The 25,423-nt window shown below is 35.0% G+C and carries 21 protein-coding genes; 13 read left to right on the top strand and 8 right to left on the bottom strand.

Going from position 1 to position 25,423, the window contains the following annotated elements:
• Window positions 1–215: 215 nt before the first annotated feature.
• The gene (locus BC008_RS51935) at window positions 216–467 is read right to left on the bottom strand and encodes a hypothetical protein (protein WP_235596018.1); all 252 of its coding nucleotides are present in this window, start codon (window positions 465–467) and stop codon (window positions 216–218) included.
• An 8-nt stretch (window positions 468–475) separates the two neighbouring features.
• On the opposite strand from BC008_RS51935, the gene BC008_RS52875 reads away from it, so the two are divergent.
• The 4 genes from BC008_RS52875 (at window position 476) to BC008_RS52555 (ending at window position 3,967) form a co-directional block, all read left to right on the top strand.
• A complete protein-coding gene (locus BC008_RS52875; protein ID WP_407657105.1) occupies window positions 476–661 on the top strand; it encodes a TPR end-of-group domain-containing protein in 186 nt (61 codons plus the stop codon).
• Between the two features lie 507 nt (window positions 662–1,168).
• Window positions 1,169–2,203: a chlorophyll a/b binding light-harvesting protein gene (locus BC008_RS42225; RefSeq protein WP_027841483.1), complete on the top strand. Its 1,035-nt coding sequence runs from the start codon at window positions 1,169–1,171 to the stop codon at window positions 2,201–2,203.
• A 65-nt stretch (window positions 2,204–2,268) separates the two neighbouring features.
• Window positions 2,269–3,234 carry a chlorophyll a/b light-harvesting protein pcb gene (locus BC008_RS42230; protein ID WP_027841484.1) on the top strand — a complete coding sequence of 322 codons (966 nt, stop codon included), beginning with the start codon at window positions 2,269–2,271 and terminating at the stop codon, window positions 3,232–3,234.
• A gap of 346 nt (window positions 3,235–3,580) precedes the next feature.
• Entirely contained in the window at window positions 3,581–3,967 is a 387-nt protein-coding gene (locus BC008_RS52555; RefSeq protein WP_321170111.1) for a hypothetical protein, read from the top strand.
• A gap of 78 nt (window positions 3,968–4,045) precedes the next feature.
• Here the strand turns inward: BC008_RS52555 and BC008_RS42240 are convergent, their stop codons facing one another.
• Window positions 4,046–5,671, bottom strand: a complete 1,626-nt coding sequence (locus BC008_RS42240) for a 2-isopropylmalate synthase (RefSeq protein WP_058184717.1) — start codon at window positions 5,669–5,671, stop codon at window positions 4,046–4,048.
• 112 nt (window positions 5,672–5,783) lie between these two features.
• On the opposite strand from BC008_RS42240, the gene BC008_RS42245 reads away from it, so the two are divergent.
• The gene (locus BC008_RS42245) at window positions 5,784–6,455 is read left to right on the top strand and encodes a GntR family transcriptional regulator (RefSeq protein ID WP_027841485.1); all 672 of its coding nucleotides are present in this window, start codon (window positions 5,784–5,786) and stop codon (window positions 6,453–6,455) included.
• 37 nt (window positions 6,456–6,492) lie between these two features.
• Here the strand turns inward: BC008_RS42245 and BC008_RS42250 are convergent, their stop codons facing one another.
• The 4 genes from BC008_RS42250 to BC008_RS42265 form a co-directional block, all read right to left on the bottom strand.
• Entirely contained in the window at window positions 6,493–7,971 is a 1,479-nt protein-coding gene (locus tag BC008_RS42250) for an ATP-binding protein (protein WP_063800866.1), read from the bottom strand.
• Between the two features lie 151 nt (window positions 7,972–8,122).
• Window positions 8,123–8,674 (bottom strand): heme NO-binding domain-containing protein, encoded by a 552-nt coding sequence (locus BC008_RS42255; RefSeq protein ID WP_027841486.1) that lies wholly within the window; start codon window positions 8,672–8,674, stop codon window positions 8,123–8,125.
• Window positions 8,675–8,843: 169 nt separating this feature from the next.
• The gene (locus tag BC008_RS42260) at window positions 8,844–9,566 is read right to left on the bottom strand and encodes a TenA family transcriptional regulator (RefSeq protein WP_036264791.1); all 723 of its coding nucleotides are present in this window, start codon (window positions 9,564–9,566) and stop codon (window positions 8,844–8,846) included.
• Entirely contained in the window at window positions 9,563–10,333 is a 771-nt protein-coding gene (locus BC008_RS42265; RefSeq protein WP_027841488.1) for a class I SAM-dependent methyltransferase, read from the bottom strand. Before BC008_RS42265 ends, BC008_RS42260 begins: the two co-directional genes overlap by 4 nt.
• Before the next feature lie 1,027 nt (window positions 10,334–11,360).
• On the opposite strand from BC008_RS42265, the gene BC008_RS42270 reads away from it, so the two are divergent.
• Entirely contained in the window at window positions 11,361–12,413 is a 1,053-nt protein-coding gene (locus BC008_RS42270) for a hypothetical protein (protein ID WP_235596019.1), read from the top strand.
• Window positions 12,414–12,638: 225 nt separating this feature from the next.
• On the opposite strand, the gene BC008_RS42275 is transcribed toward BC008_RS42270, so the two are convergent.
• Window positions 12,639–13,445 carry an aldo/keto reductase gene (locus BC008_RS42275; RefSeq protein WP_027841490.1) on the bottom strand — a complete coding sequence of 269 codons (807 nt, stop codon included), beginning with the start codon at window positions 13,443–13,445 and terminating at the stop codon, window positions 12,639–12,641.
• Window positions 13,446–13,618: 173 nt separating this feature from the next.
• Entirely contained in the window at window positions 13,619–15,388 is a 1,770-nt protein-coding gene (locus BC008_RS42280; protein WP_027841491.1) for an ABC transporter substrate-binding protein, read from the bottom strand.
• 709 nt (window positions 15,389–16,097) lie between these two features.
• Here BC008_RS42280 and BC008_RS42285 point away from each other — a divergent pair.
• The 7 genes from BC008_RS42285 (at window position 16,098) to BC008_RS42315 (ending at window position 25,367) form a co-directional block, all read left to right on the top strand.
• The gene (locus BC008_RS42285) at window positions 16,098–17,177 is read left to right on the top strand and encodes a GNAT family N-acetyltransferase (protein ID WP_027841492.1); all 1,080 of its coding nucleotides are present in this window, start codon (window positions 16,098–16,100) and stop codon (window positions 17,175–17,177) included.
• A gap of 535 nt (window positions 17,178–17,712) precedes the next feature.
• Complete coding sequence (locus BC008_RS42290; protein WP_027841493.1) at window positions 17,713–18,024, top strand: BMC domain-containing protein; 312 nt, start codon at window positions 17,713–17,715, stop codon at window positions 18,022–18,024.
• Window positions 18,025–18,290: 266 nt separating this feature from the next.
• Window positions 18,291–18,641 carry a carbon dioxide-concentrating mechanism protein CcmK gene (locus tag BC008_RS42295; RefSeq protein WP_027841494.1) on the top strand — a complete coding sequence of 117 codons (351 nt, stop codon included), beginning with the start codon at window positions 18,291–18,293 and terminating at the stop codon, window positions 18,639–18,641.
• 1,021 nt (window positions 18,642–19,662) lie between these two features.
• On the top strand, window positions 19,663–20,853 hold the full coding sequence (locus BC008_RS42300; RefSeq protein ID WP_036264792.1) for a HetZ-related protein 2: 1,191 nt from the start codon (window positions 19,663–19,665) through the stop codon (window positions 20,851–20,853).
• A gap of 193 nt (window positions 20,854–21,046) precedes the next feature.
• Window positions 21,047–22,210: a GspE/PulE/PilB domain-containing protein gene (locus tag BC008_RS42305; protein ID WP_027841496.1), complete on the top strand. Its 1,164-nt coding sequence runs from the start codon at window positions 21,047–21,049 to the stop codon at window positions 22,208–22,210.
• A 547-nt stretch (window positions 22,211–22,757) separates the two neighbouring features.
• Window positions 22,758–23,435, top strand: a complete 678-nt coding sequence (locus BC008_RS42310) for a Crp/Fnr family transcriptional regulator (RefSeq protein WP_027841497.1) — start codon at window positions 22,758–22,760, stop codon at window positions 23,433–23,435.
• A 351-nt stretch (window positions 23,436–23,786) separates the two neighbouring features.
• Window positions 23,787–25,367, top strand: a complete 1,581-nt coding sequence (locus BC008_RS42315) for a sensor histidine kinase (RefSeq protein ID WP_058184719.1) — start codon at window positions 23,787–23,789, stop codon at window positions 25,365–25,367.
• Window positions 25,368–25,423: the final 56 nt, after the last annotated feature.

The following is a 25,423-nucleotide window of genomic DNA, read 5'->3' on the forward strand; positions in this document are numbered from 1 at the left end:
CCAAATAATTCATAAAACCTTGAATATCCCCAGAATAAAAACATCCGAGCATATTTTTTACCAGCTTCTCTTAGTGTTTCTTTCTTTTTGGTAAAATCTAATTTTTCCTAAATAATAGGACAAGAGTAGGTGTTAGCTAATGTTGCCAACTGCAAATATGCATCAATGATTTGACCATCTTGTTTGCCTCGTGGTAGTCCCATTTGCAATGAAATCTAACCATGTGTCTTGAGGTTCCTATTAAAATCAACATATGCCCAACCGATAGAATTTGGGTTCGTGTCAATATCAATGGAACTATATGTACTGTGTTGAGATGCTCTCTTGAGCAGTGCAGGAGTAAATTGTACTGCAGCTATCCACTTACCTCGTTTGTAGTAAATTAGACAGGAACTCTTCATTAACCGCATCAATCTATTTACAACTAGGACTTTACTAAGAAGCGATTGCCAGTTACGATCAGGCAATTGAATTAATTAATTCCCAACTAGCAGTAAATAATCTCAAATCTGCGATTGAGTTAAATCCTAATAAATGGCAGGAATTAGCAAAAACTGACTCGGATTTTGTCAAGATTAGACAACATGCAGACTTCAAGCAGCTAATTCGCCAAAGCCAAGAATCCAGAAATCAAAAATCAAGAAAAAAAAGCAAAAAATAGGTTGTTAAAGGTTCAATAAAGGTTCGCTGATAACAGTATTTATTGCCGTATATATGTGTGTAGAGACGCGATATAATAGCTTTCCTCAAGAGAGTCGTATAGCGTCTTTTTGTTGTGAAATCATGGTACCATTTATTTCTTTACTATAAACACAAGCAAACTCACACTTTATTTATTAAGTTTTGTAAATACTGTTGCTAATTAAAATAATTCTCAATAAACTGAAATTGAAATCAAAAACTATTGCTTATCAACTTCAATAGCGTAGCATCGTGCTACAACATCATGAAATTTTCAATGTAGAATCTCTCAAGGTTTTTTATGAGATATCACATTAATCTACATGGCTGGTGAATAAGGTTTTTTTTGGTAGCTAACTTGTTGACCTGCAAGATTGTAATGCTGTTATAGCTTGTGATTTAGGGTCCTCAACTGCAGAAAATTACCATTAGTTGATATCAATCAGTTGATTATTATTGGCAATAGATTTTATTAAAGAGCTAGACCATGCAAACTTACGACAAACCTCAAGTCAAATATGATTGGTGGGCTGGAAATGCCCGTTTTGCCAATCTTTCCGGGTTGTTTATCGGCGCTCATGTTGCACAAGCTGCTCTAATTGTGCTTTGGGCTGGAGCGTTTACATTATTTGAAATATCACGGTATAACCCAGAAATTGCCATGGGTGAACAGGGATTAATTTTACTTCCTCATTTGGCTACACTCGGTTTTGGTGTAGCAGATGGAGGAAAAATAGTTGATACTTATCCCTATTTTGTCATTGGAGCCGTACATTTAATATCTTCAGCAGTTCTAGGTGCAGGCGGATTATTCCATACTTTCAAAGGACCAAAGAATTTGAAAGATGCTTCTGGAAGAGCTGCAAAATTTCACTTTGAATGGAACGATCCGAAGAAGTTGGGCTTCATCTTAGGACATCATCTGCTGTTCTTAGGCGCTGGAGCGTTACTATTAGCTGCAAAAGCAATGTTCTTTGGCGGATTGTATGATGCAGCTTCCCAAACGGTTCGTGTTGTTAGTAGCCCTACCCTCAATCCATTTGTAATTTATGGCTACCAAACTCATTTTGCCTCCGTAAACAACCTCGAAGACTTAGTCGGGGGACATATATTTGTTGGTTTGTTGTTAATTGGAGGTGGAGCTTGGCATATTGTTACAGAACCATTACCTTGGGCTAAAAAGCTGTTAATTTTCTCTGGTGAAGCTATTCTTTCTTACTCTTTAGGAGGAATTGCTCTAGCAGGATTTGTTGCAGCTTATTTTTGTGCAGTCAATACCCTTGCTTATCCTGTAGAGTTTTACGGTCCAGTTCTAGAGCTTAAGTTTGGTGTTTGCCCCTATTTTGCTGACACTGTGCAGCTGCCAAATGGCGCTCATACTGCCAGAGCATGGTTAGCAAATGCCCATTTCTTCTTGGCATTCTTCTTCCTCCAAGGACATTTATGGCACGCGCTTAGAGCAATTGGAGTTGACTTCAAGCAAGTCGAGCAGGCATTAAATACTGTAGGTAGCGAATCTTAATCGTCAAATACAGAGGTGTTGCAATGCAACGCCTCTATTGCAACATATGAGCGTTTTACAAAGCTATGGCAGTTTCAACAGAAAAAACCTTTGCTGAAGGCACAAATTCACCCTGGTTAATTGGTAATGCTCGTTTAGTAGATTTATCCGGTCAACTATTAGGTGCTCACATTGCTCATGCAGGGTTAATTGTATTTTGGGCCGGAACAACTACTATACTTGAGGTCTTACGTTTTGCCCCTGGGCTACCATTGTCGGAACAGGGAATGACTTTATTACCCCATTTAGCAACTTTAGGTTGGGGTGTTGGTAGCGGTGGTGAAATTATAGACACGTATCCCTATTTTGTAATTGGCATGTTGCATTTAGTTGCATCTGCAGTTTTAGGGGCTGGAGGGCTATTTCACGTATTCCGTGGTCCGGCTGTTTTATCTGAAGCAGGTGGACAAGTAGCAAAATTTCACTATGAATGGTACGACCCGAAGAAGTTAGGCTTTATCTTGGGTCATCACTTAATCATTTTAGGGTTTGGAGCATTGCTCTTAGTTGCAAAGGCAATGTTCTTTGGGGGAATTTATGATGCGAATATTGCAGAAGTGCGTTTAATTGATAATCCTACTCTGGATCCAAAAATTATCTTCGGTTATTTATTTGGATTGAAAGATGGTGCTTGGACGGCTTTGGGAATGGCAAGTGTTGACAATTTAGAAGATGTCATCGGCGGTCACATTTGGATTGGTTTAATCCTAATTTTTGGTGGTACTTGGCATATTCTGGTACAGCCTTTTGGTTGGGTCAAAAAACTGATGCCCATTGATAATGGGTATGAGATTTTGTCCTACAGCTTACTTGGTTTAGCTCTGATGGCTTTGATTTCCAGCGCTTTTGTTGGTAATAATACCATGGTTTTCCCTTCAGAATTTTACGGTTATAACCGAGTAGGACTGGTTAGTATCCAATTGTTGTTAGGTTTAATTGCATTTGCAGGTTTTGTTTGGCATTATTGGCGTTTCCGTCAAACCAGTAATTAATCTTTGACTGGGTTTGATATTTTAATGTCAGGTTTGTTCGTTTGGTAAGTATTTAGGTTGTTGGTAATTAGTAACTGGAATTGAATTGAGCTTGTTGGTTTTTCCACGATGCACCCTTTAGTAAATTCTCAATAATCTTTTAGCATAAGATTTCGAATTACCTATTACTCATCAATTACCAACTTTTAGGTACAACGATTACTCCAACAGACATAACCAAAACTTTTACATCTCGTCCTTTAGCTTCTTATGTCTGTAGTTCACCAAATGGAGCAAGTGTATCTACAGGCATTTTTTTAGTTTGAAATTATTTGAGTTTGAAATTATTTGAGTTTGAGGATTATTAATGCTGCTAGCTAGAATTATTTGTGCTTGTTTTGCCTGGTCTATAGTAATTCTTTCAATCGCAAGTGTGTGGTTCTCCTGGGAAAAAGGACGCAAACATCTCCAAAAACTACATCGAATACCCTGTAACCGTTGCGTTTTTTTTACCAATGACTACCGATTAAAATGTACGGTAAATCCGATCAAAGCTTGTTCGGAGGAAGCTATCAATTGTATTGATTTTGAAGCCAAAGTAAAAATATGTGGTGGTTGCCACAATTCCCCGAAAAAATCTTACATCACATTTCTAAGAAAAGTTTTCCCTATCCAATACCTACAAAAGAAGGATATAAAGAGCAAACATTCGCAGAGATTAGAGACTCGATATACAGAAAATTTAGAGACGTAATATACTACGTCTCTATAAAGTAAATCGATTCTGCACAGGTATCTAGTTCTTCTATTATTCCTACCAGAATTTCATAGATTAATACTTGGATACTGTTAAATCTTTTTCTACTCCTACTTTAACTCCTAGCCTTTGTAAATAACCGTAGAGCCGATTAATTGCTTGAATATGAGCACATGCTGCTGCGACTACTATATCAGTATCTGATGCTTGTCCGGAAAATATTCGCTCTTGGTAACGCAGTCGCACAGTAACTGTACCTAAAGCATCAATTCCCTCTGTGACAGATTGTACGGCAAATTCAATAAGTTGATTAGGAATTTGAATTAAGTGATTAATTGCTTTGTAAACTGCATCGACTGGTCCAGCACCAACAACAGCATCAGTTAGGATCTTACCTTCTGGTGTAACAATAGTCACGGTAGCAGTAGGGCAAGCACAACTGCCACAAGATACTTGAACGTGTTCGATTTGAAAACCTTTTTCTACAGCAATCTGAGTTTCATCACGGACAATAACTTCAATGTCCCAATCAGAAACTTCTTTTTTCTTGTCAGCAACTTCTTTAAAGCGAATAAAAGCTTTATTTAAATCAGCTTCATTCAATTCAAATCCCAGTTCCCGAAGACGAGTTCGAAAAGCATTGCGTCCAGAATGTTTGCCTAAAACAATACTATTTTCTGTCAAACCAACTGATGCAGCTTCCATGATTTCATAGGTTTGACGGTGTTTGATAACTCCATCTTGATGAATCCCAGACTCATGAGCAAAAGCGTTTGCACCGACTATTGCTTTATTGGGTTGTACTAGCATTCCAGTGCAGTTGGAAACTAAACGGGAAGTTTTGTAGATTTCGGTAGTCTTAATATTTGTTAGGGGTACTTGTGAGTCAGACGATCGCCTAAAATAAGTATTAAAGTAAAATTTACGCACATCTAAAGCCATAACGATTTCTTCAAGTGCGGTGTTACCAGCACGTTCCCCGATCCCGTTAATGGTACATTCTACTTGACGAACTCCATTCTCAATCGCAGTTAGAGCATTTGCTGTAGCTAAACCAAGGTCGTTTTGGGTGTGAATAGAGAGAATTGCTCGGTTGATATTAGGAACATTTTGCTTGATACCTTGGAGCAATTTTTCGATCTCTTTTGGCGTTAAGTAACCTACGGTATCGGGAATATTAATGGTGGTTGCACCTGCTGCGATCGCGCGTTCCAAAACTTGGTAGAGGAATTCTGGCTCGGAACGAGTCGCATCCATTGGGGAAAACTCCACATCTTCCATAAAAGATTTTGCACAAGCAACCATTTCTTCAGCGATCGCTAGAACCTCACTGCGAGTTTTTTTCAACTGATATGTGAGATGAATATCAGAAGTAGAAATAAAAGTATGAATCCTACCCCGTGCTGCTGGTTTTAGTGCTTCTGCTGCGGCTTCAATATCTTTACGAACCGCCCTTGCTAAGCTACAAATTATCGGACCGTTAAGAACACCCACTTCTCGAGCAATCTTTTGTACCGCCTCGAAGTCACCACGACTAGAAACAGCAAATCCAGCTTCAATTACATCTACACCTAATACTCCGAGTTGACGAGCAATAATTAGTTTTTCTTCTGGATTGAGAGTTGCACCGGGAGATTGTTCGCCATCCCGCAAAGTGGTATCAAAAATAATTACTCGGTCTTGTTCTGGTTTAGCGTTCATAATTTTTAGATCTTTCCAAACAAAAATTCAACACCCAAAATAAACAAGCAATTGCCAATCAATTATTGTATATTGTATACAATATACGAAAAATAGTATACAAAATCTTGAAATGAATTTAGGCGAACTTGCAGCAAATTTACTACAAAAGCAACGCAGTACCCCCGATCTGATTGCTGATGCATTACGAGAAGCGATTATTCAAGGCATATTTGCAGAAGAACAATCCCTAAGGCAAGATGAAATAGCAAAACAATTTGGAGTTAGTCGCATTCCTGTTAGAGAAGCACTACGTCAATTAGAAGCAGAAGGTTTAGTGAAGTTTTATAACAACAGAGGTGCTGTAGTTTCTGGTTTATCTCCAAGTGAAGCTCAAGAAATTTGCGAAATTCGTATTGTCTTGGAAAGTATGGCGATTAAATTTGCAATACCTAACTTAGAAGAGGTCGATATAGAAAAAGCTCAATCAATTTTGGATGCAACGGTAAGAGAAACTAATATTGCAATGCTAGGAAAATTAAATTGGGAATTTCACTCTACTTTATACGCTCCAGGAAAACGAAGTAGATTATTAAATATGATTAATAATTTACATATTAGTACAGAAAGATATGTACGTTTGCAAATGACAAGGATGAACTACTTAGAACGTTCACAAAAAGAGCACTACTTACTTTTAGATGCTTGTCGAAATAAAAATACTTCTACTGCTGTAAAATTATTGAAGCGACATATAAATTCAGCAGGAAAAGAGTTGATAGCTTATTTAGAAAAAACAGTGTAAAAAATATGTGAATAAATGATTAGGACTGGGACTAATTTTAATCGTTCACATGGCTAGCTAGAGAAAAACTTGAATGCTCCTTTTGATAAGTAAATTTAGGATTTTTGGGAAAATCATCAGTTTCTTTCTTATCTAAAGAAATTGGGATTTCAATAATAAATTCTGTACCTTCATCAATCTCTGATGTACAACTAATATTTCCGTGATGTTTTTCAACAATAATTTGATGACTAATGGATAAACCAAGTCCCGTTCCTTGTCCAACTGGTTTTGTGGTGAAAAATGGGTCAAAAACCCGATTTTTTACAGATTCAGGTATCCCCGGTCCATTATCTGCTATCCGAACTAAAACATAATTATTGTCTAAACTTTCTGTTGAGATGATTATTTTACGGTGACACTCTTGCGAATCTCCAGCAGTGCACTCTGACTTATTAGCATATACAGCATCAATCGCATTACTAATAATATTCATGAACACCTGATTTAATTGTCCGGGGTAACACTCTAATAAGGGGATTTCTCCGTAATTTTTGATTATTTCTGTGATGCCGTATTTAGAGTTTTCCTTTAGTTTACTTCCTAAAATTAATAGAGTACTATCAATACCTTCATGAATATCTACAGATTTCAGTTCTGATTCATCCAATCGGGAAAAATTACGTAGAGATAAAACAATCTGACTAATACGTCCAGCACCATTTTTTAATGAGCTAATCATTTTTGGGATATCTGAAAGTAAAAAATCTAAATCTATTTTATCTACATAAAATTTGATCAATGGGCTTGGATCTTCATAACATTTTTGATATAACTTTATAAGTTCTATCAAGTCATGCATATACTCTGCAACATGATTTAAATTACTTGAAATAAAAGTTATAGGATTATTTATTTCATGAGCGACTCCAGCAACCAATAACCCCAGACTGGACATTTTTTCTGCATGTATTAATTGAGTTTGGGTTTTCTGGAGATATTGTAGAGATTTTTCTAATTTACTTCTTTGTCGTAGCGCAACTTGAGTTAAATCTTCTTTAATTTTTAATGTTTGCTTTAACTCTGAAGTTAATTTATCTGCATCATTCAAAGCAGTATTTTTGGCTTGTAGCAAAAATAAAAAATCAGCAATTGGATCGTGAATAGCAAAATCTTTCATTTTTATACCTAAGGGAGAAAGACTAGCTACATCAGTCACCCATGGGGAACCCAAGAAGAAAAGAATTTCTCCTTCTTCCTGATACATAAATTGACCTTTCAATTGCATGTCTTTATGGATAAACTGCAAAATGAATAGGGAACGAATCTTTTTTTTAATAATATCGAAATCAAGATTAATTGATGGACGATTTATTTGGAAGTGTTTATCAAATTTACTATTAACTAATGGTTCTGGAGCAATACGCTGTAAAACTTGACCAACTTGTATAATTTCTATATTACGATTTAATATTATATGAAAAGGAAAAGCCTTTGTAAACAACTCTGGTGAAAGACTTAATTGCTCATAATTCATAATTAATTTCTGTTCTAATTTAATTATCTATTAAGCCCGTATTTTTTATTCAAGTTGATGAAAGTACAACTGATTAAGATGAAATTTTATATTTAATTTTCGTAATCTAGTTATGGGATAGTTATCTTTAAAATAGTCAATCGGTAAAATTTTATTCCGATTTATATCGTAGTAAGAATTCATCGTGATCCGCACCTGAATCTCTTGATTGGGTTTGGGTAATTTCTACTTCTGTATCAAAGCGTTCTCCTAAACCTTTCACTAAACCAAATACCATTGGTGAGAGACCTTCTCTAGTAGAGCGGTAATGCAAGGTAAGGGATTCTTCTTCCATATCCGTACATTCAAATGAAGGAGGGTTAAGTTTGGGAAAACTAACCCCAACACGAGCGTGCAGATTATCTAAGTTTTCTAAGAATTCAGGTAAATCTTCACCACTCATATCAATCATTTCACCGTAACCTTCTTGTGCTGTGTATTGTATCCAATACTCTCCAAAGGCTTGCATAATATCTGAAGGTGACAAATCTAAAACAATACTTGCAGCTTTGACTAGTTTGTGAGTTAAATCATCGGGATAGCTTTCCATGCTGGTGAAGACATCTAGTTCTATTTCTGCTTTATGTCTGATTTGTTGCCATATATCTTCACCAAAACGAGTGCAGACCATGTCTTTAATTGCTTTATTGACTAACCCGTACATAGATGTATCTCCTGAAATATCCTAATTATTTTCAATTCAAAACTAATTTTGAGAATACTGAGAACTAAAACATCGCTTAGTATTTTCTACATTTGCAATGTGAAGTATTTATTATTTTTAATATCTCAAAAATTAGTTTTTTGCCTCAGTATTTTTACTCTCTAATTCTTTAAGACTTAAAGAGAAGCGGATTTACAGCAAAATTACCATTAAAAATTTGGCGCTCAATTCCATCAAAGAATATAACGCGAGCATCCATTGCTTTTAGAATAGCTTGTCTGACTTTTATCTCTTGCTGATGACAGGTAATTTTCGGCTCTATTAATTCTGCAAGTTTTTTGGCGTGATCGGTATCTAAATCTATATGGACTTCGAAAAACATCAAAGACTCTTTCGTGAAACTTCCACTACCTACAATACCTTTATAAAGTTGGGTGTATAGGGTATTTACAATGCCTTCTGAAGCGTAACAGATAGCTCCCAAAGCCGCTAAGTAACCATATTCTGGCGCAATACCCATGTAAGTATTAATTAAATTATTGGTTTCTGGAGTTTTTGAGAAAGATGCTAAAGTTCTATCATCTATACCAAGTGCGCGAGTAAATTTACGAAACAGTTCTGGATGACATTTTTCAGCTTTTCCCTGTCCCATTTCGTCATATAGATTTTCGAGAATAACCATTTGTGCATTCTCATCTTCACAACAAGATAAGATGCTAGCTAATATTCGATTGAACTCTTTGCAGAATTTGTACATTTGAACTGCTAGTAATTTGACTTCTTCAAGAGTCAGTTCTTGATATCTGCACTTATGTAAGAAACTGTGTTCCCATATAGGATGACTTTTAGCAATTTCTCGAAAAGAACTTTGGATAATAAATTTTGAATTCATTTGGATATTTTTATAACAGCGTGTAGCGGAAAATCAGCAATGGGGCTAAAAAAAGATGGATCGAGAGCAATCATTTCTGGAGTCACCCGTAACTCTTTAAGAATGGGCATTTTCTCGAACCCAGTATCTCTTAAAGCGTCAAAATAATCTTCAAAAGTTTTATGTATTAGTTGTACGTCCAGAGAAACACCATCTATTTTCCAAATTTTTCCGGTAAATTGTCGATCTCTTTGGCTAAAATAACCTTTATCGTTAACTTCGAAGTAGAAAGGATATTCTGCATCTCTCATATATGGGAAACAAGGATGAGGAATGCTAAATATAAACTGACCAGCAGGACGAAGAATACGTGCGACCTCAGACATACACTGTTTCATCTGAGTGTTATTCAAATAATTGAATAAAAAAACAGCTACAACAAGGTCAAAACTATTATCGCCAAACTGTTTGAGATTTGTTGCACAAGCGTTTTCATAAGAAATATTTAAAGGTTTCTTTTCTTCTTGCTGTTTTGCAGCACGAATCATATTCTCAGAAATGTCAATACCATAGACTTGCGCAGCACCACGTTTACTTAATTCACGCGTACAATAACCTTCCCCGCATCCTAAATCGAGTACTTTTCGTCCCTTGAGAGGTTCACACATGTCCAGAATAAAAGGACGTGCTGTAAAGTCAGACAAGGAACTAGGCTTCTCTCTAACCCAACTAGATGCAGTTAAATCGTATAATTTTTTGGTGGATTCCAAGTTATTTAAATTATGCATAAACACCTGATGAATAAGCTTTAAAAAAACTATCTGCTTAACAATTAGTATGGAAGTATAAATAATCTAAGGAACAAAAATTGAATCATCTTTAATTCTAATGATATTTATAAGGATGCGTTATGCTTTTAACTATCACACACTAACTACACCTTAATTTTTTTACTTTACTTCATCCATGCTCCTTAATTAATAGTTCTAAATAAAGCCAGTGTCGAACTTCGACAAAAAAAGTTATGCATCCTAGAAAAAATCTCTCTACTTGTTGATAAATAACCAGAAAAATATTATTTGTACATTTTTTTTCCGTTATATCAGTCAAAATCTGGGTTTGTAAATGTTAAATATACTGACAAATATTAGATAAATAAATTTGCTATATCTTTATAATAAAAGGAAGTTTTTATTGAAAATATATAGGTCGGTATTTCTTATTTAAATATTAATGTGTATAAGGTTAATTATACTACATTTAAAATTTGATAAAGATATTTATAAATTAATTATGAAGTAATTGAATTTATGAAAAATGATAATTGTCTTATTAAGATGATGCAAAATTTCCCGTAATCTGCTTATGTTAAATACTGCGTTATAACTATTCAAATTATTATTGAGAATAAAATAAACTAATTGCTCTGAAATAAGCTATATTCATTTTACTTTTTTATTTATAAACACATTTCAAAAAAATATATTAAAATCATTATGCTTATTAATTATTAATCTAAAACTAATATTTAAGTATTATTACTTGAACATCATGTTTTAAATAATAAATCATTGACTAGTGTATTTCAGGATGCCAAATAATAAAAAGTGTTTTAGCTTATTAGTATTATCAGAAAAAAGATGAAACTGAAGATTTTTATTAGATTGATACTCAAATCATAAATAAAATAAATGAGTTATGAATCTATAGCATTTTACTATTTGTCAAGCAAGTGTATCTAAAATATGCTCAGGTTTGCTCTACCAGATAATTAACAACATTCACTTTAACAAATGATCTTTAGGAGATATCTAAGTGAAAGATTTATTAGAGCAACTTTCTGGTAGTATTGATGGAGATAACTCAAATACTCAATCTATTTCCAAAAAAAGTATATTTCCCCAAACTAGTCACGAGAAAGAGAAATCTGTAGAATTTTCCTATCTTGGTGATAGGCTTTTTGAAGAATTAGCGCAAAGAATTGCCACAAAGAAACAATATAGGCTGCTATTTGAACACACTTTAAAACCCGAGCTGTTTGAGCAAATTCGAATAGCTGCTGCTACCTATATTTCCACTTGTTTAAATAGTCCGATTATTCTTTCGGAAGCAGAGATGCTGCAACGATTGCTTGAAGCGAGAGAAGATTTACCAAACTATACTGGTACTGGGCTATTAATGCCAAAACAGGAGCAAGTTCTAGCATTCAATTTATTTCAAAAAACTGTAGCTGATGCCTTTTATCAACTAGGAGCTAATGATTTAATTGATGCTGTAGATTTACCTGTCAATCTACGGATGGTATATGGTAAAACTAAATCTAAAAATGCTGCCTTACCTTTTACAAGTTCTAAACGTCATAGTGACGTTTGGGCTGGTGTTCCTGCAGATGCAACTGTAATTGTATTACCACTGTTTGGCGACATAGAACATATTACAATTGAAGCTGGTGAAATGCCCCGTGAGATGGAATTACAAGCGATGCGAGTAATGTCCAGTTTCGATGAAGGAAAAGATATTCCTATGGTTGTTTCTTACAAAGAAGCAAAATTACAGCATGGAACTATGTATTTTAATGATGCTCGTGGTTTGCATCAAACCGTGAGAAGAAAAAGAGAAGGGCTGAGAATATCAGTAGATTTTCGGTTCCGGAGAAAATTTAATGAAGACTATAGAGCTATGATTCCCCAACAATTTGGTGGTTTAGAAGAAGATATGAGTGTTCCTTATGAAGAATGGCTCAAAGTCGGTAAAGAGCATCTGATTGTATTTGATGAGACAATGGCGCAAGCAAGTGCCATCAAGAATTCTCATGCTCCAGTTCCTTTATACACTAAAGGTTATAGAATTACGAAAATTTTTGAGTAATTTACTCTAACAAAAAATCGTTTCATAACAAATAATCTAACAACCAATAAAACTTCAAGATTTTTGTTTCTTCCAAACCCTCCTTAACTGAGGAGGGTTACTTCTATCCCGGTGGAAAATACCTAATTGAGTGAGAGGAGAAAGTGTGGGGAGTGTGGGAAGAAAAGGAGAAGTTTTTATAGGTAATCTTAGGTTCGAAAGGGAGTAATTAACATTTTAAATGTATTAGAGCCATTGAGTCTCAAAGGAATCTTCTCCTGTTCCATAAATCAAATCTCCATATTTACACCATTGATAAATTTCATCGGGAGAAACATGAGGTGCACCTAAAACAGAGAGATTTTCTGCTAATTCCTGTCGGGATTTTGGAGCAGTGAGAGCTAGACTTACAGCTTGGTTATGTAGAGCATAACGGTAACAATCAGCCGCTGTAGGTGCTTGACTGTTCCACTCAGGGTGTCCCTTTAACAAGGATCCCCAACGGGTACAGGTAAACGCAACCACAGGAATCTCTGCTTGGAAAGCAGCAGGTAAAACATTCTCTTCTGCTTTGCGGTGTGCCATATTATAGCGGTGCATTAACACATCACAGGCTTTACTTTGTATTAGTTCTAAAGCGATCAGGCGATTGTGGGTAGTAGCTCCGACATAACGTATTAGCCCTTTTTCTTTCCAGGACCTGAATTCATCAAGTATTGTTTGTACCCGTTCCATATCATCTTGAGGAGATACATATTCGGTAAAAAACACATCTACTACATCAATATTAAGACGCTGACGTATTTGTTCGAGGTATTGACGCAAAGTACTAATATCTCGCTGTGTGCTCCCACTTGTAACTAATACTTTTTCCCTTTGTGTTGCAAGGATTGGTTTTAATCCGTCCAAAAAACTCTGATAATTAAAGTTGTAGAAGAAAAAATAATTAATTCCTGAGTTGAATGCTGTATTTACTATTTTTGCATCAGTTTTCAAAGATGCTCCTAATCCTAGAATGCTTGGTGGGTTTCCCTTTAGTGTTGTCAGCTTCACTTTATTAACTTCACCTTGTTGATTTTTTATTTACCAACATACTATTTACTAATATTGGCATTTTCTTGGTTCTGATTAGCGCTTAAAATTTAGAAACTTTGTACGTTTAAAAGAGTACAATCAAGTAATATTATTGGATGAAGGAGAAAATCTTCGAGTCAATCAAATACAGATTAATTGTTTTTACTCAAGCGTAATTCATCAATATTCCATAATATTCCCCCAATAGTTGAAAATTTTACATTCTCCACACGATCGCGCACTGCTTGAAATGACATGGGATTTACTAGGAAAAATACTGGTAATTGTTCGGCAACTATTTTCTGAAATTCGCCATAAATCTCTTTACGTTTGCTTTCGTCTGCTGTTCGCGAACCCTCGAAGAAAAGCCTGTCAATTTTTTGTTCCCAACTAGTAGTCCTCCATCCTAAAATAGGACGTTTTTTGGATTGAGAACCTTGATTAAATATGTGAAAAGAGCCATTGCTATTCCAAAATAAAGCAACAAGGTTAGGTTCAACCACTGCTGATGAAAAAGCACCAACATAACACTCCCAATCCCGTTTTGAAAGTAGCTTTTGTAATACAGTAATAAAATTCAAGCTCTGTAAACTTGTTTCGATACCAATCTGTTTGAGATCCTCTTGAATTTGTACCGCAGCATCTATCCGAGACCGATCTTCTGATTTAACTAAAATCTTAAATTTTACTCGATTGTTATCTTTATCAAACAGTTGCTGTTGAAAATTATACTTAAACCCCGCTTGAATTAGTAATTCCTTTGCTCTTTTGGGGTCGTAACTATACACCTTTAATCCTTCTTCAGGAGATAGGTAATAAGGACTTTGTACAGCCATGGGTGAATGCTGTAACTCACCTAATCCCTGATAGATATTAAGTCTAATTCTTTCACGATCAATAGCATGGGCGATCGCCTGCCTAAATGCTAAATTATTAAACCAATGGGACTTGACTGGATCGACAAAAGGTTTACCTTGAAAATCACTAGCTTGATTAAGATTAAAAGTAATAAAATTAATACCTGTTGTCAGTCCACCATTGTGAATAGTAAACTTACCCCGCTTTTCTTCTTGCTTAAGCAAAGCAAAATTTTCCGGATTCACATTTAAAGTATCCAAATCCCCAGAACGGAATCTCAGCAAATGGGTGTCACTTGATGGGATAATTTGCCAGACAATACGTTCAATATAAGGCATTTGCTGACCTCGAGCATCTTTACGCCAGTAATAAGGATTACGTCGAAAAATAACTCGCTCGGAAGGGCTATAACTTTCTATTTGGTAAGGACCATTAGTAATAATTTTTTCCGGTGCTGTATTCGTTCCCCAGGTCGAGAGAAATTTAGGATTACCATTAGCATCGTTAGATAACACGGAACCCCGTAGGGCATGAGCTGGTAAAATCGCCAAACTGGCAGAATATCTTAGGAAAGGCGTAAAAGGCTCAGGTAAAGTAAATTCTACCCTTCGCCGATCTATCTTGCGCAACAAGGGAAATAAATTCTGTTTGCCAATTTGCACAAAATCTTTAAATACAGTGGGAATCTTTTGATTGAAATAAATATCATTATAAGTAAATATGACATCATCTACAGTCAAGGGTTTACCATCCGACCATTTAAGTTCATCCCTGAGAGTAAAGGTAATTCGTTGTCCATCGTCCGAAACTGACCAAGATTCAGCTAGTGCGGGTTCCAATTCAGTAGTTATGCCGTTTTGTTTGACCAATCCCTGAAAAATGAAAGGAAAAACGCTATAGGGAGAGTTGTTCATCGCATAGTTGAATGTGGCTGGATCGTTGGGAGAAACCAAAACCAACCCAGATGTTTGATTTCCTGTCTTCCATGCTTTGCGATCGCAAGCTGCAATCGTAACAAGGAAAACCATCAATAGCACAATTACTAAAACTCGGGAACGAGACATAAAAAAACTCACACTCAACTATCAGGAAGTACCAGATTAATAGCGATCTATTTTTATAACTTATACTTGATTTGATTGATTATGATTTATTCCAACCAGTAGTTAAGTTACAGCTTTTTGATTGACAAAGTAAAGATATATTTAAAAGATATATTTAATTGTCAGAGGTTACGCGAAATGAATGCAACTACGTCATTACGTATGACTACGCTGCGGGTCAGCGACAGCTGCGGACATGCTATAACTATAGCTGCGCTACCTACGGATCCACTTTCGCTGCGTAAGTCCTGAATTATTTAAAATATTTGGGTATTTACTTGAGTTATTTGGATATTAGGTTAGTTTTTTAACAAAAAAATAATATTTAAATGCTGCTTAAATGTTAAGGAAGATATGAAGATTAATATGCATAGATTGCACATTTGCAGTGCAAACATATCAAAGATAGTAAATTTAGTTTAATGGCTTTCAATGATATTGTTATGGATTTAATAGCCAAATCAGAATAACAAGTCAACAACCCCCGACTAAAGCCGGAGGCTTCCAGCCTTGAGTGAGAATACTACGCTTCTTCATTGTTTTAAATTAACTTAACGCTAGCCATTGGCTAAATTTAAATAAAATTTACTGAAACTTTAATGCATTTTATTGAACTTGGTGCTAGCAGAGACTTAATATTCTCTCATGGGTTTTTGTTTTTAAATAAAATATGTTTACTAGCGTTGTTGATAATATCGATGAATTTGAGCAACTAAAAACTGCTTGGAACCAAGTCTATTATTCCGATAAACATGCACAGGTATTCTTATCTTGGTCATGGTTACGTGGTTGGTTAGAAGTGAACTCGGACGAATGGTTAATTCTAGCTCTCCGATCTGATGAAGATTCTGCCTATATTGCTTTCTTCCCAATAGTTATACATTCTTGGGAATGGAATGGAGTAAAACTATATCGAGCGCTTCATACCGCTGGAGATCCCCTTGCAGATCATAGAGGATTTGTTTGTTTGCCGGAATTTGAAGAACAAGCAATTCAAAATTTTGCAACTTACATTCAAGAAAATTTGGAATGGGATCGCTTTCAAATACGAAACATATCGGGTTCTCAACTGAGTACTTTCCTTAAATACTTTCGAAAAGATAAGTTCAGTATTGAGCCAATTGAACAACATTCATATTCTTATATTCTTTTACCTGGTAGTTGGGAAGAGTATCTCAAAAATTTTTTGGGTCCTAAAGCTCGCAAAAATGTACGTCATGCACTCAGACGAGTAGAAAAACAAAGTGATATTCACTTAGAAGAAACCTGCAGTGATAATTTTAAGGCTCAACTAGATGCATTGTTAAAATTGATGCAGATGCAAAGAGGCTCTCAACCGAAGAGTTTATTGAATATGTATCGCGATATATTTCAACGTTGTGCTGAAAATAATAATTTATGGTTGAGCGTGCTTTGGGATCGAAAGAAACCTATTGCAGCAACAGGTATGTTTGTCGATCTTCACAAAAAAAGAGCCTATGGTTATATGACTGGATATAACTCTGAGTATTCTAAGTTATCGCCTGGTAGAGTCATGATGGCTTATAGCATTAAAAAAGCTATAGATAATAATTTTCAAATATATGATTTTCTTAGGGGTAATGAAGAATATAAGTTTTCTTTCTTCGGGGCTCAGAAATATTTCAACACAAGTTGCCAAATTAACCGCAAAACTGTGAAAGCAGATGCAATGAAAGCTCTGAAGAAAATAAAAAATATATCAATTTATACTACTCACAACTTGTTCTGATAAGCATGAAATCGTTACATAGATTATATGATATCTGACAAATAACTACATAATCATTACGAGTGAAACCTTCGTTCCCAATGACAGTTATTTTAATGGGAATAATATTGCATCCAAAGGTAAATAGATCGGTAGACAAATCATAGGACTTTTCAACCGATCTAATTATTTTGGATCAAATTCAATGAATTATTTATACAGTGTCCACTTAATTACTTATGATGTACCCTCGAGGAAATATCTTATTAGCTGTATGGTATTCCCTATAAGTAACTTTAGTTCTCAAGTACAATTAAGAATCAGACTGCAAGCATCTTACAGAAAATAATACTACTCTTTCCCCATATCATTTTCTTGTTCTGATATTGACAAAATTCACCTTCAAGAAGTTGAAAAGGTGGATGAGCTCCCCTTGCTCTAGGTAGAAAAATTCTATTTTTTTGGGAAGTTATGCCCAAACTTATGTAATGTTTATTTAAGGATCAAAAAAACGTATAATAAAGGATACTTATACGTACATCTGGAGATTAAAGCCATGCCAATGGCAGTTGGGGTTGTTGAAACTCAAGGTTTTCCGGCAGTACTTGCAGCAGCAGATGCAATGGTAAAAGCTGCTGAGGTCACTATTGTTCAATCTGACAAATCAGAAAGTGCTCGTTTTTTTGTTGCTGTGAGAGGACAAGTCGCTGAGGTAGAAAGATCTGTTGAAGCTGGAATTGAAGCAGGTAATAATGCATATGGAGGTAAAGTAATAACCTATTATATTGTTCCTAATCCTCCAGAAAATGTAGAAAGTATTCTGCCAATTCACCATACTCCAGAATCAGAACCATTCCGTTTATTTTAAATTAGCCAGTCAATAACATTTAGGATTCTACTTGCTGCTTTGAAAAAGATCTAACTTCAAATAAAATATTATTGATGATTTAATAGAAATGTAACTTCAATTTTTAGTGAATGCACAGAACTTCCTTTCCTTTAAAATATTTTTTCTTGTATTTCGTATAAGTAATTCGAACGCAACGATTAAAAAACTATTATGCAAATTGTATAGAAAGATTCGTAAAATAAACTTCTATCCCCCATTTGTCCATTAATATTAGGAGATAACCAATGCCACTACAGGCAGTTGGATCGTTAGAAACAAAAGGCTTTCCTGCTGTATTAGCTGCAGCTGATGCAATGGTAAAAGCTGGTCGAGTAACTCTTGTCGGTTATATTAGGGTTGGTAGTGCCCGCTTTACAATAAACATTCGTGGTGACGTACAAGAAGTAAAAGCTGCAATGGATGCTGGAATAGAAGCCTCTGAAAAATGCCATGGTGGAACATTAGAATCTTGGGTGATTATTCCCCGTCCTCATGAAAATGTTGAAGCTGTTTTACCAATTGCTTATACTGAAGCTGTTGAAGAGTATCGTTTGGCAGTGGAAAATCCGATAGTTCGTAGATCGAATGGTCGTTAATTATCTTTAATTAATTAGTATTTGTTCTGAATTTTCTGTCCTTAGTAATATACAGCTAAGGACAAAATTTACGATAGTAAATACAAAAAATAGTAAAAGATGAAAATATATAATCGATAGTGGTATTAATTATATTTCATAGCACATATAACACTGCAAATACTATCATTTCCCTATTTTCATTGCCCCTAGAAATATAAACCTAGTTTTAATATTATTAACAGCATTTTTTGTATTTCGTCTGCTTATTTTTACAAAAACTAAATCAATAGAAAATTAATAGAAAATTAATAGGAAATTATAAATTAGTCTGTATATTAGTCGAAATTATATTGGCTAAAATAGCTTAGTAAATTTGAAGCTTTATTAAACAATAAAAATTGTTATAAATAAACAGTTGCCAAGAGTTAATTCTCTAGGACATAATTTCATATACGCAGATAATTAAACGTAAAATTTAATATATCCAAAAATAAATTTAATAAAATAATCAACTTCAATAATTAAAAACTTAACAACCAAAATTTATTTACCCCCTGATGTATTTATTTACTTACCTGTAATTAAGTAGCATTTTGTACTCAGTATTTAAAGGAGAGAACATTTTGAAGTAAGAATATGTCAGGATTAAATGTATTTCAGTAGACATGCCGGTCAAAAAATCTACTTGCTGTATCGTCATAATGTCGCATAAGTGGAAATCATTTCTTCACTTACTTGAGTATGTTGCACGAAATTCCCTCAAATCCTTCATGATTTGACCTATACCTTACAGGATCTGAGAAGATATTTTAAACAGAGACCCAATATTGCCATTTACAAAAGTTAAAAGGTAGAAAAATTATGAAAGCATACAGTCAAGGGTGATTTCCACGATTAGAATCAGAATTTATGGTTAAGACATATGGCAAAATGCATAAGTCCAGGGAATTGAAACGTAATTAAAGTGAGACCAATTAAATGTCAACCGAAATAATAAGCGATCTGAACCGAATACTAATTATATTATCAGAAATGTTAAGTGGGGGTTGTTATGAATACTTTAAGGCAGGGTTTGAAGGAGCGCAATCTTGAAATGAAAATCGAGCAAGAGTTTGCAAAAACTTGGAGAACAAGGTTGGCTGCAGAATGTCCCAAACAGAGCTTAGAAAATAGAGAACATATTATCTGCTGGCTTATAGGTAATAATACTCAACGTTTGAACGATTTACACGGAAGGGAATTACAAATCGCTAAGCAAGCGATGGAGTACAAATACCGAATTCTACAACAACGCTATTTAGGAATAGGAAGAGAACGTGCGTATCGTAATCTCATCGTTAGGTTGGGAAGTCTGGCAACATTGAGGAGTAAGATTCAGACTTGGATCGCACTATCGCGCGATCGCCAGCGCAAAGTCTTAGATGTGTTACAAGAAGTAATTCAAGAATTACTCCAAAATGATAACTATATGCGCCAGCAAATGGCTTTTATCTCCACGATAACAAACAATCCTCGTCTAAATGATGCCCTTTTGTTTGCCAGTATAGAAGAATATTGCTTGCGCCCGGTACGAAATCAACCTTTGTTAGCTTACCGTTTTGTAAATTACCTGCGTCGTTCCCAACGTGGTGGTTTAACTCAGGTTCCAAGCAATGATATGATTCGCATGGTATCTGATGAAATGCTTACGGATGATAACGAAAATCGAGTTAATTTATTAGATTCACAAGCGGTTGCTGAATACCAGGAAGAACAAAATCGAGAAGAGCAACAATTGTTGCGTTATGAAGTCAAAGAAAAATTTGAAGAGTATTTGCGAGAAAATGAAAATCTTGGAGAGAATGCAGTTACTTGGTTGAAGTTATATTTACAAGGTAAGTCACAAGATGAAATTGCTAAAAGTCTAAACAAGCCTATTAAAGAAGTGTACCGCCTACGAGAAAAGATTAGCTATCATGCAGTAAGAGTCTTTGCTCTGAAAAATAAACCGGAATTGGTAGATAACTGGTTGGGTGTATCCATCGAAGAGCATAATTTAGGTTTGACACCTCACAAATGGGAAAAATTGCAAGACAAACTAACTCAGAAACAATCAAAAATTCTTGCACTGCTTAAAGATGGGGTAGCATTGGATGCGATTGCTCAACAGTTAAAAATGAGAACACATCAAGTAATGGGTGAATGGACTAAAATTTATCTAGCAGCTCAAACCTTGAGGACACAACAATAATTATGCACCAAAAGTGCAGTATCCTTGGATTTGGGACTTTTCCCTCATCCACCTATTTTTACTTTTCGCTGAATATCACTAAGTATAAAAGTAATTTATTTAACTATTGTTTTAATTAAGGCGTATGGTTCTGTACTGTGATTAAGATGGAAACACAATTCAGTATAAGTCCAAATAATAAGCAGTCGAACTTATGTCGTCTTCAAGGGAAGTATCGAAAAATACGTCAGAAGCTAACCAGCAAAGCTCATCTAAGAATATAGCTGAGTCGTTAGATAAGGAAAATCAAAAGCGACTATTTTCGCTGATTGATAGAGTGATTTCCTTTGAAGCTTGTTTATATCACCAAATATTACCTTTAAAATTAGATAACGATAATTTGCTACTGGGTATCGTTAATCCAGAAGATCGGGAAGCACTAGATTATGTCAATAGCATATTAGTTTGCATAAATTGTGCGATCGCAACTGAGATAATTAGACCTGAAACCCACAAGGAGATGCTTTCAGCTTACCTGAATCATAAAAATACATCCACAGAAGCAGATTCAGGAAAAGTGTTAGACTTGAGCAAAGCTGTGAATGATAAAGTAGAAAGTACTAACACAGGTAGCTTTGAAGCTGAAATTTCCTCAACTCCACCCGATAAATTATCTGTTGATAACATTGGTTCTTCCCAAAATTCATTTCCAGGTCGAGAAAATATACAACTGGGTCGCTTAAACCAATTATCTATAGAATCTAAACCTGTAAATTACTTACCAGTTTTAAAGTTACCTCAAAGAGACTCATTAGTTTCTGCAGACCAAATTTTAGTTCTCCCACCGAGAAAAATCTTGGAAGAATTGTTAGCAAGAGTTGTAACTCGTGGGATCGGTCGATTGTATTTGGAAAGAAGACCTTACCACGGTCGAATACTTTGGAGCGAAAATGGTGCGATCCAATCCATCCTGGAAGAGTTGCAATTATCTATTTTTCAGGGAGTATTGAATGAGTTAAAGCGATTTACCGATCTATCAATTGCCACAATAGTAGAAGCTCGACAAGTAGAAAAAGAATATATCTACCAAAAACAACGAGTGCTACTGCGTTTGCAAATAATGCCGGGAATGTACGGAGAAGAGGCGACATTGCAGGTATTACGTGGAGCTGCATTAAAGTTTTATCAAAATCAACAGGTATCGCGTCTAAGCGAAGATGTATTAAGTATTTCTCAAAAACTTAGTTATAAACTACATGAACTTCAAACAAAATTATTACGTAGTTCTAGTAAAGATCCAGAAAGAATCGAATCTCTCAAGTCACTCAACAGGTTATTAAAAAATTTGGATAGACAGATTAAGTCTATGACCTATTAAAATTACTATTTGTAAGTTTCCCAGGACAAATAAATTTAAATCATCAGTAAAACTTAAGTAGATAGCAAATTGAACTGATGTCAGTATAAACGCTGATTTCGTTTAGTTATTTATTATGTTGTAATGTAATCCTAGAATATAATTTTTTTAAGTTCCGGCTGAAATAAGTTTGATTATCTAAGTCTGTACTTTATATACTTCTATAAGTAGACGATATGAAAATAATCTAATTACTTTTTAACTGTAACTAAAGCATTATCGTTAAGATATATGAATCACAAGTCTAGTTCTTTTATTAACACATAAAGGTAAATCTAGGTAATATTAAGGTTACTGGTATCAAGTAAGTAAAAATTAAATTCATACGACCGTTTTAGGATGATGGTTTCAGGATTTATGTACGTGGAACCGGATGATCAAAAATTCTATTTCAGGACTTGGATTTTGTAAAATTTTTTCTATTAACTGGAACTATTACATAAGTTTTTTAGTTATAAAAATAATTTTAAATTGCATACTTAGTTAGTTAGTTAGTTGCAGACATTCCATGCAAGCAATATTTTTTAGCGAAATATTCCCCTTAATGAGTACAGCCAATCCACAAACCCTGGAGTGGTTGTTGAATGTAGCGACAGAGCACGAATATCCTGCAGGTAGAGCCGTCTTGATGGAAGACTCCTGGGGTAACGCAGTTTATTTTATTGTCGATGGCTGGGTGAAAGTCCGTCGTACTGCAAACGAAAATTCCCGTGCTGTAGCTATTTTAGGGAAAGGCGACTTTTTTGGAGAAATGGCAATATTGGACGAATCTCCCCGTTCGACCGATGTTATTGCTCTTTCTAGAGTTAAGCTGTTTAGTATATCTCGAGATCGCTTTATCCAAATCTTATTTAAAGATTCCCAGTTACACCACCGAATGTTACAGTTAATGGTGCGTCGGTTACGACAAACAAATCTCCGTTTGGAGATGCGCCTTGCGCCACCAGCTGTTAAATTAGCCCATACTTTAATAACTCTGGGTGAAAATTACGGTCAAGAGAATGACAAGGAAATTTTTAATATTCCTTTCCAAGATTTAGCAGATGCTACAGAAATTAGCTTGGAAGAAACCACTAAAATTATGGAAAAATTAGCAGAGAAAAATTGGATTGCGATTGATGAAGTCAATCAAGCGTTGAAGTTAGTAAACTTTAAACAGTTAACGAATTTAGCTAGCAGGGTATAAAAGATACTTAATAATCTAATACTTGATTAGTAAAAAATTTATTTAATACCTGCCATAAAGTCAGATTAAATATCACAATGTTAATAATTTGATAGAAATTCTCATATTCCATCCTTAATAGCGGATTGCAAGTAAGTGAGGTAGAGCTAAAAAGTAAGAAAGTGGTGTAAAAATTATTCTGTTTCTGGCTATGTCTCCCCTTAAAATAGTGGTGTATGACTGCATATAATTCTGTATGAAACTAGCTTAGCATTAAGCTAATTTATTCTCAGTCAGCAAACAGTTCCTATGAATTTTTTAATTAATAGATTAAAGCATTACACCAATAAATTCCTTATGCGTGTTCTGACCATGGCTGTAATCTTAAGCTTGGTATTCGTTGCTCTGGGAAGCTGGAATATTTGGGAAATTAAACAGAATTTTAATTATGTAATAACTACGGAGTTTGAGTTACAACGTTTGAGTGGTGAAGTAATTCATCTTGATGAAGTACTAACTATGTCCGCGCGTATGGCTGCAACTACAGGTGATTTGAAATGGGAAGATCGGTATCGGCAGTTTGAACCCAAATTAGATGCTAGCATTAAGAAAGCAATTAGTCTGGCACCCGAAACATATGATAGTCATGCATTTCAGACAAATGCTGCTAATACTAAATTGGTAGAAATAGAAAATCAAGCCTTCGATCTGATTCGCAAAGGTAAGTCAGAGGAAGCATTATCATTACTGTTCAGCCCAACTTACCAAACTCAGAAACAGATTTATGCAGAAGGAATGAAGCAAACAACTGATGCATTGGAAGAAAGAATTCAGTCAAGTTTGAATTCCTATAGTTTGGGCTTATCTAGGTATAGTTTTTTCAGTTTTATTAGTCTGGGAATCTTAATTTTAGCTTGGTTAATGGTTTTGATGTTGGTAAATCAATACATTAATTACCGAAGGAATATTGAAAGAGAGTTGCGAGCGGCTAAACTCGAGCAAGAACAGAGCAATGCTAAATTAAAAGATTCGGAAATGGCTCTACGATATAAAGCAAAAGTTTTAGGAAATACCTTGGAGGAACTCCAGCAGACTCAATTACAAATGATCCAAAACGAAAAAATGTCCAGCTTGGGACATTTAGTCGCTGGTATTGCTCATGAAATCAATAACCCAGTTAACTTCATCCATGGTAATCTTCAGCATGTGGAGGAATATACACATAATTTGTTAAGTTTCATCAAGTTATATCAAAAGCATTACCCCGAGCCAGGATCTGAGATTGAGGATGAGGTTGAGGCTCTTGAGTTAGATTTTATTGAGGAGGATTTACCCAAGGTCTTAAATTCGATGCAGATGGGTACTGATCGGATCAGAAAAATTGTACTTTCGCTGCGTAATTTTTCACGTACTGATGAAGCTGATTTTAAGGCAGTGGATATTCATGAAGGTATTGACAGCACATTATTGATTTTACAACATCGCATCAAGACAAAACACGAACGTCCTGAAATTCAAATAATTAAAGAATATGGCGATTTACCATTAGTAAAATGTTATGCTGGACCACTAAATCAGGCTTTCATGAATATCCTGAGTAATGCTATTGATGCCATTGAAGAAGCGATTAAGTTAAGACAAGATAATCCGGAAATGGAAGATATTACTGGAGAAATAAAAATTAATACGTCAGTAATTGATTTTGCTGAGTCAATACAAATTACCATTGAAGATAATGGTTTGGGGATGTCTGAAAAGACTCGCAGAAAAATATTCACACCTTTTTTTACAACTAAGCCTGTTGGTCAAGGAACTGGAATGGGTATGCCTATTAGCTATCATATTGTTGTTGAAAAACATGGTGGGAAAATCGACTGTAAGTCTACTGTTAACAAAGGGACTAAATTTATCATTCAGGTTCCGATTGAGGTCAAAACTTCTAACGATGTTTAATATTGAAATTCAATATTTACGCTTGGATAAGTTTGTTCGAATTTAAGTTTTTGATT

The sequence above is a fragment of the Mastigocoleus testarum BC008 genome (genome assembly GCF_001456025.1).
Lineage (GTDB): Bacteria > Cyanobacteriota > Cyanobacteriia > Cyanobacteriales > Nostocaceae > Mastigocoleus > Mastigocoleus testarum.